Origin of the sequence: Xanthomonas sp. JAI131, from assembly GCF_013410075.1 — a bacterium.
GTDB lineage: Bacteria > Pseudomonadota > Gammaproteobacteria > Xanthomonadales > Xanthomonadaceae > Xanthomonas_A > Xanthomonas_A bonasiae.
In genome coordinates this window covers 351,440-364,558 of sequence record NZ_JACCCN010000006.1, presented here as the reverse complement: position 1 = coordinate 364,558, position 13,119 = coordinate 351,440, and the positions used below count along the sequence as shown (strand labels likewise).

The 13,119-nt window shown below is 70.4% G+C and carries 14 protein-coding genes and 1 pseudogene; 7 read left to right on the top strand and 8 right to left on the bottom strand.

Translation table 11 applies throughout. The features are described 5' to 3' along the window. Positions 1–26: 26 nt before the first annotated feature. Complete coding sequence (locus HDC36_RS23095) at positions 27–1,139, top strand: saccharopine dehydrogenase NADP-binding domain-containing protein (RefSeq protein WP_179571183.1); 1,113 nt, start codon at positions 27–29, stop codon at positions 1,137–1,139. 347 nt (positions 1,140–1,486) lie between these two features. Here the strand turns inward: HDC36_RS23095 and HDC36_RS23090 are convergent, their stop codons facing one another. Together HDC36_RS23090 and HDC36_RS23085 are read right to left on the bottom strand one after the other, a co-directional pair. Then, positions 1,487–2,602, bottom strand: a complete 1,116-nt coding sequence (locus tag HDC36_RS23090) for a ribonuclease H-like domain-containing protein (protein WP_343204373.1) — start codon at positions 2,600–2,602, stop codon at positions 1,487–1,489. A gap of 326 nt (positions 2,603–2,928) precedes the next feature. Then, a complete protein-coding gene (locus tag HDC36_RS23085; RefSeq protein WP_179571182.1) occupies positions 2,929–5,427 on the bottom strand; it encodes a DEAD/DEAH box helicase in 2,499 nt (832 codons plus the stop codon). Between the two features lie 170 nt (positions 5,428–5,597). On the opposite strand from HDC36_RS23085, the pseudogene HDC36_RS23080 reads away from it, so the two are divergent. The 4 genes and pseudogenes from HDC36_RS23080 (at position 5,598) to HDC36_RS23065 (ending at position 7,573) form a co-directional block, all read left to right on the top strand. After that, positions 5,598–5,878 (top strand): annotated as a pseudogene (locus HDC36_RS23080) (type II toxin-antitoxin system RelE/ParE family toxin). 14 nt (positions 5,879–5,892) lie between these two features. Further along, a complete protein-coding gene (locus HDC36_RS23075) occupies positions 5,893–6,183 on the top strand; it encodes a HigA family addiction module antitoxin (RefSeq protein WP_179571181.1) in 291 nt (96 codons plus the stop codon). A gap of 148 nt (positions 6,184–6,331) precedes the next feature. Further along, positions 6,332–6,994 (top strand): hemolysin III family protein, encoded by a 663-nt coding sequence (locus HDC36_RS23070; RefSeq protein ID WP_179571180.1) that lies wholly within the window; start codon positions 6,332–6,334, stop codon positions 6,992–6,994. A 126-nt stretch (positions 6,995–7,120) separates the two neighbouring features. Next, on the top strand, positions 7,121–7,573 hold the full coding sequence (locus HDC36_RS23065; RefSeq protein WP_179571179.1) for a hypothetical protein: 453 nt from the start codon (positions 7,121–7,123) through the stop codon (positions 7,571–7,573). 186 nt (positions 7,574–7,759) lie between these two features. On the opposite strand, the gene HDC36_RS23060 is transcribed toward HDC36_RS23065, so the two are convergent. From HDC36_RS23060 to HDC36_RS23045, 4 genes are all read right to left on the bottom strand, one after another. Beyond that, on the bottom strand, positions 7,760–8,179 hold the full coding sequence (locus HDC36_RS23060) for a BA14K family protein (RefSeq protein ID WP_179571178.1): 420 nt from the start codon (positions 8,177–8,179) through the stop codon (positions 7,760–7,762). A 223-nt stretch (positions 8,180–8,402) separates the two neighbouring features. After that, complete coding sequence (locus HDC36_RS23055; RefSeq protein WP_179571177.1) at positions 8,403–8,696, bottom strand: DUF2388 domain-containing protein; 294 nt, start codon at positions 8,694–8,696, stop codon at positions 8,403–8,405. Between the two features lie 221 nt (positions 8,697–8,917). Then, a complete protein-coding gene (locus HDC36_RS23050; RefSeq protein WP_179571176.1) occupies positions 8,918–9,109 on the bottom strand; it encodes a hypothetical protein in 192 nt (63 codons plus the stop codon). Positions 9,110–9,461: 352 nt separating this feature from the next. Next, on the bottom strand, positions 9,462–10,301 hold the full coding sequence (locus tag HDC36_RS23045) for a helix-turn-helix transcriptional regulator (RefSeq protein WP_318241480.1): 840 nt from the start codon (positions 10,299–10,301) through the stop codon (positions 9,462–9,464). 105 nt (positions 10,302–10,406) lie between these two features. Here HDC36_RS23045 and HDC36_RS23040 point away from each other — a divergent pair, with 105 nt between their 5' ends. Further along, positions 10,407–11,300, top strand: coding sequence for an SDR family oxidoreductase (locus HDC36_RS23040; RefSeq protein WP_179571174.1), 894 nt, complete (start codon positions 10,407–10,409; stop codon positions 11,298–11,300). A gap of 36 nt (positions 11,301–11,336) precedes the next feature. Here the strand turns inward: HDC36_RS23040 and HDC36_RS23035 are convergent, their stop codons facing one another. Together HDC36_RS23035 and HDC36_RS23610 are read right to left on the bottom strand one after the other, a co-directional pair. Beyond that, positions 11,337–12,248, bottom strand: coding sequence for a hypothetical protein (locus HDC36_RS23035; RefSeq protein WP_179571173.1), 912 nt, complete (start codon positions 12,246–12,248; stop codon positions 11,337–11,339). A 227-nt stretch (positions 12,249–12,475) separates the two neighbouring features. Continuing rightward, complete coding sequence (locus tag HDC36_RS23610; RefSeq protein WP_255432880.1) at positions 12,476–12,880, bottom strand: lysozyme inhibitor LprI family protein; 405 nt, start codon at positions 12,878–12,880, stop codon at positions 12,476–12,478. Between HDC36_RS23610 and HDC36_RS23025 the strand changes: the two genes are divergently transcribed. Next, positions 12,869–13,093, top strand: a complete 225-nt coding sequence (locus tag HDC36_RS23025; protein WP_218848656.1) for a hypothetical protein — start codon at positions 12,869–12,871, stop codon at positions 13,091–13,093. The two genes, HDC36_RS23610 and HDC36_RS23025, sit on opposite strands and share 12 nt — an antisense overlap. Positions 13,094–13,119: the final 26 nt, after the last annotated feature.

Here is a 13,119-nt window from a genome sequence, read left to right as displayed (position 1 = left end):
GGACGCCGACAGGAGGGGCAAGGACGATGGCCGTTTGCAAGGTGGTGGTGCTGGGCGGCTACGGCCATTTCGGCGCGCGCATCGTGCGTGCGCTGGCGGCGACGCCGACGCTGCAGGTGATCGCGGCCGGACGCCATCCTGGCGCTGCCGCCGCCAATCTTGCCGGCGCGGACCTGGGCGGCGTCGCGGTGTGCCGCCTGGATACGGCGGCGGCGGATTTCCCGGCGCAACTGGCCGCCACCGGCGCGGACATCGTCGTGCACACCGCCGGGCCGTTCCAGGGCCAGGACTATGCGGTCGCGCATGCCTGCCTGCGGGCTGGCATGCACTACATCGACCTGGCCGACGGCCGCGCGTTCGTGCGCGACTTTCCCGCCGCGCTGGATGCGCTGGCGCGGCAGGCCGGGCGCAGCGCGATCAGCGGCGCCAGCACGCTGCCGGCGCTGTCCAGCGCGGTGGTCGATGCGTTGCGCCCACGCTTCTCGCAGTTGCACGACATCGACCTGGTCATCGCGCCGGCGCAGGCCACGCCGTTGGGCATGGCCACGGTGCGCGCGGTGCTGTCGTATTGCGGCCTGCCCTTCGACTGGTGGAGGGATGGGCGCTGGCAGCGCACGCTGGGCTGGGCGGCACCGCAGCCGGTGACCTTCGCGCGGCTCGCGCCGCGTCTGGCCGCGCCCTGCGACGTGCCCGATCACGACCTGCTGGTGGCGCGCTATCCCGGCGTGCGCAACGTGCGCTTCCGCGCGGCGCTGGAACTGCCGTTCCTGCAGCGCTGCCTGGCCGCGCTCGCGCGCCTGCGCGGACTCGGCGTGCCGCTGCCGATGCGCCCGCTGGCGGCGGTGTTCGCGCGCGCCGGGCGCTGGTTCGATCGCTTCGGTAGCGACCTGGGCGGCATGTCGGTGCAGCTGCGCGGACTGCGCGATGGCCGCCCGCACGCGGTGTGCTGGGAACTGACCGCGCCGACTCTGCATGGCCCGGAGATTCCGTGCCTGGCCGCGATCCTGCTGGTGCGCAAGCTGGCCAGCGGCGCGGCGCTGCCGGTGGGCGCGCAGGCGTGCATGGGCCTGCTGAGCCTGGCCGAGTTCGAAGGCGAGTTCGCCGCGTGGCGGATCGAGACGGCAGTGCGGGAGATCTAGGGCGGTTGCCGAGAGCCATCGGCATTGAGGCGGCCGGGCTACTACGCATCATGGCTGTTCCTTCTCCCACCGGGAGAAGGTGCCCCGCAGGGGCGGATGAGGGTACGGGCGCAGCCTCGTGCATCCAATCGAGCACCGCGCCTGGCGCCGTACCCTCACCCCAACCCCTCTCCCGGGGGGAGAGGGGCTAAAGCGCTGCAGCTGTTCCTTCTCCCATCGGGAGAAGGTGCCCCGCAGGGGCGGATGAGGGTACGGGCGCAGCCTCGTGCATCCAATCCAGCACTGCGCCTGGGGCCGTACCCTCACCCCAACCCCTCTCCCGGGGGGAGAGGGGCTCAAGCGCGGTGCTACGGCGCTTCCACGAACGGCACGACCTCGCGCTCTTCGGCTTCGGCGTCGACCAGGCGCTGCAGCAGCAGCGCCAGTGTCACCACGTCCTGGTGGTTGTGCGCGGCGACGCGGCGCAGGTTGCGCGCGCTGCCGCCGCGCAGGTAGCTCAGCCATGCCGCCGGCGCTTCGGAGCCGGGCAGGTCGTCCTCGCGCACGATGCGCAGCAACTGGCGTTCGATCGTGGCCAGCTTGCAGTTCTCCCAGGTGCCGCGGTAACGGCGGCGGGTGGGATGCAGCAGGTCCACGTGGTCCAGCGCCGACAGCGGGTCGGCGCAGCGCGCCAACCGGTAGCGGGTCTTCAGCAGCGGCGCGTCGTAGCAGCGGCCGTTGTAGCTGGACAGCACCGTGGTCGGCGCCAGCCAGGCGCGGAACGCTTCGAGCATGGCCTTTTCCGCGCCCATCGTGGCCATCATCAGCTGGCGGATGCGCAGGCCGGGACCTTCGACGGGATGCAGGTACCAGTCGGCCGCGCCGATCATGAAGGCGCGGGTACCGGTGCCGCCGGCCAGGCCGGTGGTCTCGGTGTCGAAGAACAGCAGGTCCGACGGCTGCACCGCGTCCTCGCGGCGGGCGAAGGCCAGCGACAGCGCGGCGGCGGGGATCGGTTGCGGCAGGAACGCTTCGATCAGGTGCAGGCCGGGTGCGATCTCCACGCCGGGCAGGTGGCGGTCGGCCGCCTGCGGCTTGCGCGGCGCCGCGGCCGGCGCCACCGCGCGCTCGCGCATGCCGAGCAGGCGCCGCAGCGAGGCGACGTCGGCACCGCGCCGGTCGAATGGTTCGATCGCGATCGGCGGCGCCACGGCGACGGCGGTATCCCCACCGCGCGCGGGCATCGGCGTGCGCGGCGCAGGCGGAGGGGGCGCCGCATCGGTGTCGCGCGGTGGTTTGCGCAGCAACGCGGCCCGGCCTGCGGGCGATGCCGCCCGTGCAGGCGCGGTCGCCGACGCGGGAGCGCCTGCAGCCACCGCATTGCCTGCCTGCCGCGCGCCCGGTGCCGGTGCACGCGGCGTATCCACGTTTGGATCGCCGGCCTGTTTGCGCAGCGCGCGCAGGCGCTCGAGGCTGATGCTCATGCGCGCTGCTCCGGCAACGCGCCGGGATCGGTGCGGACCGCGGTCGATTCGTTGCCCAGCAACGCGCTTCCCGGCGGCAAGCGCAATGCGCGCAGGCGTTCTGGCTTGATGCTCATGCGCTCCGTTCCGGCAACGCGTCGGGATCGATGTGGATCGCGGTCGATCTGTTGCCCAGCAAGCGCAGCGCGTACAGGTGCTTGAGGGTGTTACTCATGCACTCCACTCCGGCAACGCGTCGGAATCTGTGTCGATCGTGGTCGATGCGACGTCCAGCATCGCATGCTGCAGAAACGCGCACGTCATGCGCAAGCACGCGTGACCGATCCTCATGCGCTCCACTCCGGCAGCGCATCCAGCTCGCTGTCGATCGCGGTGGTTTCCTCGTCCAGTGCTGCGCCACCTTCCAGCAACAGGCGCAGCACCTGCTGCGCCAGCGCCTTCGGCGTGGTCGCGCTGTCCTCCTGCGCGGCCAGCACCGGGCCGACGCAGGCCGGGCAGCCGGCCACGCAGTCGCAGCGCTGCACCAGTTCGCGCGCGCGCTGCACCAGCTCGGCCTGGCGCTGCCACAGCGGTTCGCTCAGGCCCACGCCGCCGGGGAAGTTGTCGTACAGGTACACGGTGGGGACGAACTGCTGCAGCTCCACGCCGACCGGTTCGCCGTTGTCGCCGCCGCGCAGCTGGCCGTGGCCCTTGGCGTCGGCCATCGCGAACCAGGCGCCGTCGCCGTCGCCCACCGCTTTCTGCAGGTCGCGCGCATCGGCCATCACCGCCACCGTCGCCACCACGTGCAGCGCGTAGGCCGCGCCGAGGAAGCCGTCCAGCGCGTCCTGCTTGGCCGCGAACGCCTTCAGCAGCGTGGCCTGCGGCAGCTGCCACCACACCGCGGTGGTATGCAGCTCCTGGTCGGGCAGGGTGACCGGGCCGTAGCCGATGTTCTCGTGGGTGTAGTAGCGGATCTTCTTGTAGCCGGCCACGCGCCGCACCACGTGCACCTCGCCGTGGTGGCTGTCGCCGCGCCCGGCCGCGCCGCCGTCGAAGCGGTCCAGCACCTTGAGTTTGGTGAAGTCGATGCTGTCGGTGTAGTAGTCCACGTGGGTACTGGTGACGTAGGCCTTGCGCCCTTCCCAGTCCAGCTTCTCCACCTGGTACGGCGTGCTCTGCACCATGTGGATCGCGCCTTCGTACAGGGTGAGCGCGGCGGCGGAATAATCCACCTCGGCGATGATCTGCTGCTTGCCGTCGGTCTTGTCCACCACCACGAAATTGCCGTCGGCCACCGAGCGCAGGCTCACCGCGTTGGCCGGATAGCTATCGGCGATCCACTCCCAGCGGTCGCCTTCCTGGTGCACCACCTCGCTTTCGGCCAGCGCTTCCAGGAACACCGCCGGATCGACCGGGCCGAACGCCTCGCCGGCGACGAAGGTCAGCTCAAACGCGGCGCAGCGGATGTGGTCGAACAGGATCAGCGGCTGGTCCGGGGCAATGCGCGCGTGTTCGGGCGAGGCATCGGCGAAGAAGTCCGGATGCCGCACCACGTACTGGTCCAGCGGCTGCGAGCTGGCCACCAGCACGCCCAGCGACGGCTGCTGGCGGCGCCCGGCGCGGCCGAAGCGCTGCCAGGTCGCGGCCACGCTGCCGGGGTAGCCGTTGAGCACCACCACGTCCAGCGAGCCGATGTCCACGCCCAGCTCCAGCGCCGAGGTGGAGACGATGCCGTCGATGCTGCCGGCGCGCATCGCGCGCTCGGCCTCGCGGCGCTCGGTCGGCAGGTAGCCGCCGCGGTAGGCGCGGATGCGCGGCGGCTTGCGCGGGTCGTGGTCGAAGATGTCCTTCAGGTACTTGGTCAGCACCTCCACCATCAGCCGGGTCTGCGCGAACACCAGCGTTTTGAGCCCGGACTTGATCGCGATGCGCGCGATGCGGTTGCTCTGCGAGCGCGCCGACGCGCGCAGGCCCAGGTCGGCGTTGACCACCGGCGGATTCCACAGCAACACGTGCTTGTCGCCGGACGGCGCGCCGGACTCGGTGATCGCATGCACGCGCTGCTCGATCAGCGCTTCGGCGTGCGCGCGCGGATTGCCGATGGTGGCCGAGCACAGGATGAATTGCGGATTCACCCCGTAGAACGCGCAGATGCGCTTGAGCCGGCGCAGCACGTTGGTGACATGGCTGCCGAACACGCCACGGTAGGTATGGATCTCGTCGATCACCACGTAGCGCAGGTTCTCGAAGAACTGCGCCCACTTGGTGTGATGCGGCAGGATCGCCTGATGCAGCATGTCCGGGTTGCTGACCACGATGTCGCCGTGCAGGCGGATCGCCTGCCGCGCATCGCCCGGGGTGTCGCCGTCGAAGGTGAAGGCCTTCACTCCCAGCTCGCCGGCGCGGTTGAGTTCCAGCAGCTCGGCCACCTGGTCCTGCGCCAGCGCCTTGGTCGGGAACAGGTACAGCGCCTTGGCCTGCGCGGTCATCGCCGCGGCCACCACCGGCAGCGTGTAGCACAGCGACTTGCCCGAGGCGGTGGGCGTGACGATGGCCACGTGCTCGCCGCGCTGCGCCGCGTCCCAGGCCTCGGCCTGATGGCTGTACAACTGCTCGATGCCCCGCGCCTTCAGCGCCGCGACCAGCGCCGCCGGCACGTCGTCCGGGATCGGCGCATAACGGCCCGCGCGGCCGGGGATCATGAAGCTGCCGGTGATGCGGTCGTGGTAGCGCCGCTCCAGCCGCTCGGTCAGCAGCGCGCCATCGCGCGAAGGCTCGCCGCCGGTGGTGGACAGGGCGCGCTCGGCGTCCTCGGTGCGGCGGGCTAGGGCGTGGGCGGGCATCGGGACGGCTCTCAAAGCGGGACAGGGAAGCGGAAACGCGTCTCAGGGTATGAGACAGCGGCCGACCGGGCGAGGGCAGCTGGCTGAGCGGATTCAGTCAGCGCGGTGGAACATGCCCGTGACCCCTATAACGGATTGCGTTATATAGCGGATGGCGTTATGGTTGCTGCGTGATCCGGAACTTCGTCGACAAGGAAGCCGATAAGATCTGGCAGGGCACGCCTTCCCGGCGATTGCCGGCCGATATCCAGGCCGTGGCTCGGCGCAAGCTGCGTATGCTCAACAGCGCGGCCACGCTGGACGACTTGCGTGTTCCGCCGGCTATCGCCTGGAAGCGTTGAAGGGGAACCGCAAGGGCCAATACAGCATCCGGATCAACGATCAATGGCGCGTGTGCTTCCAATGGAAGGACGGCGATGCGCTGGACGTGGAAATCGTCGACTACCACTGACCCATCGAGCCGTCATGAAGACCCTGCCCAACATCCACCCCGGCGAAGTCCTGCTGGAGGAATTCCTGATCCCGCTGGGCATCAGCCAGAACGCACTGGCGCGTGCCGCCGGCGTGCCGCCGCGCCGCATCAACGAAATCGTGCTCGGCAAGCGCAGCGTCAGCGCCGACAGCGCGATCCGGCTGGCCGCCGCGCTCGGCACCAGCGAGCGCTTCTGGCTCGGCCTGCAGGCCGACTACGACCTGGAACAGGCGCGGCGCGCGCTGGGCGCGCAGGCCCGGAAGATCGAGCGCATCGCGGCGTAGACCGCGCAGGTGCGTCGCCGCCGTCGCGATGCCGGCCGGCGACGGCGCGCGCGGGCCGACAACGCTGACCTGATCGTCGCGGCCAGCGCGTATCCTGTGCTCCCCCCTCGCGCAGCGGCGCCGTCCCCCGACGCGTCGAAGACTCGCCTTGTCCGTGCCCGCTCTCGCTCCCGCCGCACACTACAAAACCGCCGGTGCCCGCCGCGCCGACCTGATCGTGCACGCCGCCGGCCTGCTGCTGTCCATCGTCGGCGGCGCCATGCTGGTCTGGCGCCCCCACGCCAACCACGCGCTGCTGCTGGCCACCTGCGTCTACGCGCTGGGGATGCTGGTGATGTTCGCCTGCTCGGCGGCCTACAACTTCGCCCCGCCGCAGCGCCAGCCGATCCTGCGCAAGCTCGACCACGCCGGCATCTTCGTGATGATCGCCGGCTCCTACACGCCGCTGTTCGTGTTGGCGCTGTCCGGCGCCTGGGTCTGGTCGATGACCCTGGCGGTGTGGGGTGTGGCGCTGTTCGGCGTGTTCGCCAAACTGTTCCTGCCCGGCATCAGCAAGGGCTTCTGGGTGGCGATCTACCTGCTGCTGGGCTGGGCCGGCATCGTCGCGATCAAGCCGCTGATGGCCAGCCTGGACAGCGCCGTGCTGTGGTTCATCGCCGCCGGCGGCATGTTCTACACGGTGGGCGTGGGCTTCTACGTGCGCAAGTCCATGGTCTACAACCGCGCCATCTGGCACGCGCACGTGCTGGGCGGCGCGCTGTCGCACTGGTGCGCCATCTGGTTGTGCCTGCAGCCGTTGCAGACGGCCTGAGGGCCTGGCAGAAGCGAGCGTTGCCAGAGCGGCGTGCGCTGGTCATGCCGCCGCGGTGGTGACGTTCAGCCGCCGACCGTAAGCTCGGCACCTGCCATGGCGATGCATGGAAAAGGACCGACCCCGATGTGCAATGCCGCGCGTTTCGTCGTTGCCGCCGCGCTGCTTGGCGCGGCCGCGCAGGCGCATGCCCAGCAGGCCGAGCCCGCGCCCGCCGCGCCCAGCCCGCCGCAACAGGACATCCAGACCCTCGACGAAGTGCGCGCGTTGCCGCCGGACGTGGAGCAGCCGCTGGACCTGTACCGCTTCAAGAACCCGGTCAGCGCCCAACCCAACCGCTTCGACAAGGATTGGCGGCCACCGCCCTCGGTGGAACAGGTCAGCCAGGGCGGCGGCTACATCGCGCTCGGCGTCTATTACGTTGCCGGCAAGGTCGCCAAGGGCCTGCACACCCTCACCGGCGCACCGGACCAGATCCAGGCGGCGGTCGCCCGCCCACCGCCGTTGAGCGATGCGCAGATCCGCCGCGCCGCGGAACTGTGCGACGCGCAGAACGCGGACTGCGCTGGGCAGCAGTGAGCGTGTCCGGGCTGATGCAGCCACTGGTCCGAGCCGCTCGCCGGGCGAGGCCGCTGATCCCGTAGAAGATTGCGCTGCTGCACTTCGGTATTCGTCCAGGCTCGCGCGCTTCGCGCTCACCCGGCATCGAGAAGCCTGCTCCGCCTTCTGCGCGGCTTGCGCAGAACGCGGGCAGGCGCTTGCCGCCTACAGCGAGCAGCGCAGGCGGCGGCCGCGGTGGACGAAGGTGTCGGTGCGCGCGTCGTAGCTGCGGTAGCGCTGCTGGCAGGCGCGCACGTGGCGATACCAATCGTCGTGCCGCGCGCGGTGCGCGGGCGGGTTGCCCGGACGCGGGCCCCACTTGGGATCCCAGCGGCCATAGCGCCTGTCGTCCGGGCGGTCGTCCCTGCGGTGGTCGTCGCGGTGGTCGCCGGGCCGATCGTCGCGGCGGTTGTCGTGCCGGGCTTCGTCGTGGCGGGCGGGGGCGAGTTGGCCAGGCCGCGGCGGGTCGTCATGACGCCGGTCGTCGTCGTGACGGTCCTGGGGCGGGACCTGGTCCGCGCCTGCAACGGCGGGAAGGCCGGCGGCCAGGGCGCAAGCGATCACAACTCCAAGCATCTTGTTCATTCGATTCTCCATGTGCGGGTAACGCACTGCGTGCGATCCGGCGTTGACGCTACGCGCACCGGTACGGTGACGCCGTGATGCCGGCCGTCCGCACAGGCGGCCGGCCGCCTCGAGACCTTGGGCGATCAGCGAATGCAGCGTGGCTGGCGGGTAGCCATGGCCGAATGGCGGCCGGGATGCCGGAAGGGGCCGCCGCCGGGTGACGGCGGTCGCCGGCCAGGTGTCAGCGCGCGAGGATGGCCTGGGCCAGTTGCAGGTCGCTGGCCTGGCGCGCGCCCGGGTCGCGTTCGCGCAGCGAGCGCAGCGCCGATTCCAGTTGCGCGCCGCGGATGCGGCCGTCGCTGGCGACGAAGCTCGCGGCATCGTCGCGCGCCTGCAGCACCACTTTGTCGTCGCCGGAGCTGCTGCTGCCGGCCGAGGACGCGCCGGCGGAGGTGCCGGCGAAGCTGGAGGCCTGGGCCAGCATCGGCAGGGAAAGGCTCGCCAGCAACGCGCCGGCCAAGATGATCTTGTTCATGGATATCGCTCCAGGGTGGGTGCAGCGTCTTCCCGGCGCTCGGCGCCGGACGTTCCGACATCGCCGCAGCGGATTGCCGCAGCGATCGCATCATCGCGTCGAATGGCGCTGCGCGCTGCAGCGCTCCGATGCGCACCGCACTGCCGGCACTGGCCCGCACTGCCGATGCGGCGTCGCTCGCGTGTGCGGGCGCATGCGCCGCGCTACCGGCGCATGCGCGTTCAGTCGCGCCGGCCGCAGCGGCCCGAGCCACTGCGCGACAGCAGCGCCGCGATCGTGTGCAGGCGCCGGCTCATCCAGCCGGCTGCCGGGCGCACGCGCGCCGACGGGATCTCCGGAAGATCGAACAGCGCCTGCTCGCCCGGACGCAAGGCGGGCGAGGAAGCGGAAGGCGTGGGATGGTGCGGCTTCATGGGGAGAGGCCTGGCGGGGTGGCAATAACATTGGGGGGGAACGAACGGCACGATGCAGCATTGTTGCTACGCGGCGGCGACGGGTCAGCCCTGTCGTCGTTGCCTGCTCGGAACGCTATCTCGAACAGCTTTGTATAAAAACCAAACTGTACGGTTCTATTATTGGGTGGCTGTCTGTTGTTGTCAACACGAAAGCCAGGAAGCAGTTCAGCTCGCGGTGACCATTCGATGCGCCGCCTTGCCCGTGTCTTCCCGCTACGCCGAAATCGATGCGTCGCCGGCGTTGCGCGATCGTCTGCGCTGCACCAGCCGCTACAGCCGACACACGCAGCGCATCCGCCGCCAGGCCGATCTAACCGTCCGCGTCTTGCATGCCTTCCAGCAACGCGGCGATGCGCGCGGCGTCCTGCGTGGTGGACGCGGTGTACACCACCAGGCCGAGGTCGGGCTGGCCATCGACGGCGAAGGCGGAGTATTCCAGGCAGATCGGTTCGCGGCCGGGCTTGTGGATGGTCTTGCTGCCTTCGCCATGGCTGCGCACGTCGCGCTCGTTCCAGAGTTCGCGGAAGCGCGGGCTGGCCTGGCCGAGTTCGGCCACCAGCTGTTCGGCGCGTTGGGCGACGGCGGCACCGGCGCGCGCGGTCTCGGCGCGGAAGGTGGCCACGGCGAAGCGCGCGACCCGTTCCCAGTCGGGCATGGTCTGCGCCGCAACGGGCCGGCAGAACACCAGGCGCAGGATGTTGCGCTCGGCCGGCGGCAGCTGGCCGTAGTCGGTGAGCACCGCGCTGGCGGCGCGGTTCCAGGCCAGCACGTCCCAGGCGGCGGTCTTGACGTAGGCCGGACTCAGCGGCAACGCGTCGAGCACGCGCCGCAATCGCGGGGTGACCTGCGCCGGCACCGGCCCGTGCGTGCGCGGCGGGCGCTGCTGCGCCAGCAGGAACAGGTGCTCGCGCTCGTCTTCGTTGAGATCCAGCGCGGCCGCGATGCGTTGCAGCGCATCGGCCGAAGGCGCGCCGCCGCGGCCCTGTTCCAGCCAGGTGTACCAGGTGGCGCTGACGTGGGCGCGCTGCGCCACTTCCTCGCGGCGCAGGCCGGGCGTGCGCCGGCGCGCGGCGGGCAGGCCGAACGCGGCCGGGTCAAGGCGCGCGCGCCTTTCGCGCAGGTAGTTGCCGAGTGGATTGTGCTCGCTCACGCCGCTGTCCTGCCTGTTAGTGGCCATACCGGTATCGCGCCTCGGCTGCAGTGCCGCGGCGGTCTGCGACAGGATGCACCGCATTCCATCCTCAAGGAGATTGCCATGCATGTGTTCGTGACTGGCGCCACCGGCTTCGTCGGCTCGGCCGTGGTGCGCGAGCTGTTGGATGCCGGGCATCGGGTCACCGGCCTGGCCCGTTCCGACGCGTCGGCTGCGGCGCTGCAGGCGGCCGGTGCGCAGGTGCACCGCGGCGCGCTGGATGACGCCGACAGCCTGCGTCGCGGCGCGGCAGCGGCCGATGGCGTGATCCATACCGCCTTCATCCACGACTTCGCCCATTACCTGGACAACTGCCAGGCCGATGGGCGCGCGATCGCCGCGTTGGGTGCGGGGCTGGCCGGCAGCGACCGCCCGCTGCTGGTGACCTCGGGCACGGCGGTGTTGCCGCAAGGCCGCCTCGGCATCGAGGCCGTGCGCGCCGATCCGGCGAATGCGCCGCCGCGCGCAATTTCCGAGACCGCGGCGCTGGCGTTGCTGCCGCAGCGGGTGCGGGCGATGGTGTTGCGGCTGCCGCCGTCGGTGCATGGCGAAGGCGACCACGGTTTCGTGCCCATGCTGATCGGCATCGCCCGCGACACGGGCGTGTCCGCCTACGTGGGTGACGGCACCAATCGCTGGCCGGCGGTGCAGCGCACGGATGCGGCGCGGCTGTACCGGCTGGCGCTGGAGCGCGGGCAGGCCGGTGCGTGCTATCACGGCAATGCCGAGGAGGGCGTGGCGTTCGGCGAGATCGCTGCGGCCATCGGCCGGCACCTGCAGTTGCCGGTGCGCGCGGTACCGGCCGAGGCAGCGCCGGCGCAGTTCGGCTGGATGGCACGGTTCGCCAGCCAGGACGTCCCCGCCTCCAGCGCATGGACGCGCGAACGGCTGGGCTGGCAGCCGACCGGCCCGGGCCTGCTGCAAGACTTGGACGGCGCCGGCTATTTCGCCGGTTGAGCCGCCCGCGGGTGACGTTTACCCGTGTTGCCGACCTCAGCCGCAGGCCCAGTCGAATTGCATGTCCTTGAAGTCCAGTTGCGCATTGCCGCCGCCGAAGTTGTAGCCGCCGAATTCTTCTTCGAACCCGATGTAGTACGGGCTGAATTCCGGCACGTTCTGCACCGGGCGCATGGTGCCGCCGAGGTGGTTGGCGGCGTGGCCGGCGGCCCAGTCGTGTTCGCGGTAGTTCTCCGTCGCGATCTCGCCGTCCAGCCAGTAGTGGAACGGCTGGTAGTCGCCATCGCCGGGCGTATCGCCGAAGTATTCCCGCGGCGGCTTGCCGGCGTTGGGATCGTTGGCGCGCGCGCTCAGCTTGAACGGGCGATGGACGGTGTGCGGGTCGCGCGCTTCCGGCAGCGGCATCTCCCGCCGCTCCCACGCAGCGAAGCCGGCCGCCGCCCCGGCGCCGAACCACTGCGGCACGGCCAACACGTGCTGCAGCGGACTGTCCACCAACGGTGGCGGTGGGCAAGGCGGGCCATCGGCTTCGTCCTGGCTCAGCAGGATCACCGCGTAGGCGCAGCCCAGGATGTCGCGCATCCGCGACAGCCGCGGATGCGCCTGCCGCGCGCGTTCCCAGAAGGGCAGCAGCGCCGCGTCGTCCGGCGGCAACGGGCTTGGCGCATCGACCACGTCTTCCATGCCGTCCGGCCCGCCGATCGGCCCGCCGTCGTTGTGATCCAGCGAAGTGGCGAAGAACGACAGCGCCACCACGTCGGCACCATGCACGCGATAGTCCGCCGGTAGCCGCAGAGTGAAGCCGTGCAGCATCGGATAGCCGCTGTGCGGATCCAGCGGCCACTGCGCCGGGCGAATCCCGGGCGGCAGGCCGAAGCACCAGCCATCGCTGTCGCGCGTCGGTGGGCCGCTGCGCCAATCGTCCAAGGCGATGTCGTATGCCTGCATGCGGTCGTTCCCGGTTTACGGATCGATGAGATGCGCCGCTGCCGCCTGGACGGTGGAAGGACGCCTGTAGGAGCGGCTTCAGCCGCGACAGGAAACACGGTGAAGCACATGCCGTCGGGTCCTGTCGCGGCTGAAGCCGCTGCTACAGGATCCGGCGGCACGTCGCGCCACCTTGCAGGCGCGACGTCGCCGCGCGACGTTCGACCTGCTGTCACGCGTGGGCCAGTTCAGCGTGCCGCGCCCAGATATTTCTCCAACTCGTCGGCGCGCGCGCAGAGCCGCCACAGCGCCGCTTCGGCGCGCTGCAGGCTTTCCGCCTGGGTGCCGCCGTAGAGCGAATTGTCCAGATCCTTGGCCTGAGCATTGGATTGCTCCCAGGCGTACTGCGCGTCCATCAAACGCGAGCGCGCATTGCCGTCGAGCTCGTAGCGCAGCCGGTCGTAGACTCGCTCCAGGCGATCCTCCTGCAAGGTCTGCTCGCGCTCGATGCAGCGCTCCTGATCGACCCCGCCGCGCGCCTGCTTGCGGCAGCTCAGGTAGGTGGCCGACAAGCCCCTGGGTGCGCCCGAGTTTTCCTGCGGCGGAGGTTGCTGCTGTTGCAACTGCTGAAGTTGTTGCAGTTGCTGCTGCATCAGCTGCTGCTGCTGTTGCATCTGCTGTTGCTGCAGCAGCTGTTGTTGTCCCTGCTGCTGCGCACCGGCCTGGGCACTGGCGGCCGCAGCGCCCAGCAACACGACCCACAACAGCCAGCGGCGCTTGTTTTCCCTGGTTCCCATGCGTCCTTCCCCTTGCATCGTTCCATTTGCGAAGACAGCTTTACAAGCCTGCAGTTAATGTTTTGCTAAGAATACGCGGCACGCAGCGATCCTGG

What these genes read in the sequence shown, in the direction of transcription:
- HDC36_RS23035 (WP_179571173.1), bottom strand. Translation starts at nt 12,248, where the DNA reads ATGCAGGCATACGACATCGCCTTGGACGATTGGCGCAGCGGCCCACCG.
- HDC36_RS23065 (WP_179571179.1), top strand. Translation starts at nt 7,121, where the DNA reads ATGTGCAATGCCGCGCGTTTCGTCGTTGCCGCCGCGCTGCTTGGCGCG.
- HDC36_RS23055 (WP_179571177.1), bottom strand. Translation starts at nt 8,696, where the DNA reads ATGAACAAGATCATCTTGGCCGGCGCGTTGCTGGCGAGCCTTTCCCTG.
- HDC36_RS23060 (WP_179571178.1), bottom strand. Translation starts at nt 8,179, where the DNA reads ATGAACAAGATGCTTGGAGTTGTGATCGCTTGCGCCCTGGCCGCCGGC.
- HDC36_RS23095 (WP_179571183.1), top strand. Translation starts at nt 27, where the DNA reads ATGGCCGTTTGCAAGGTGGTGGTGCTGGGCGGCTACGGCCATTTCGGC.
- HDC36_RS23040 (WP_179571174.1), top strand. Translation starts at nt 10,407, where the DNA reads ATGCATGTGTTCGTGACTGGCGCCACCGGCTTCGTCGGCTCGGCCGTG.
- HDC36_RS23090 (WP_343204373.1), bottom strand. Translation starts at nt 2,602, where the DNA reads ATGAGCATCAGCCTCGAGCGCCTGCGCGCGCTGCGCAAACAGGCCGGC.
- HDC36_RS23610 (WP_255432880.1), bottom strand. Translation starts at nt 12,880, where the DNA reads ATGCAGCAGCAACTGCAACAACTTCAGCAGTTGCAACAGCAGCAACCT.
- HDC36_RS23050 (WP_179571176.1), bottom strand. Translation starts at nt 9,109, where the DNA reads ATGAAGCCGCACCATCCCACGCCTTCCGCTTCCTCGCCCGCCTTGCGT.
- HDC36_RS23085 (WP_179571182.1), bottom strand. Translation starts at nt 5,427, where the DNA reads ATGCCCGCCCACGCCCTAGCCCGCCGCACCGAGGACGCCGAGCGCGCC.
- HDC36_RS23075 (WP_179571181.1), top strand. Translation starts at nt 5,893, where the DNA reads ATGAAGACCCTGCCCAACATCCACCCCGGCGAAGTCCTGCTGGAGGAA.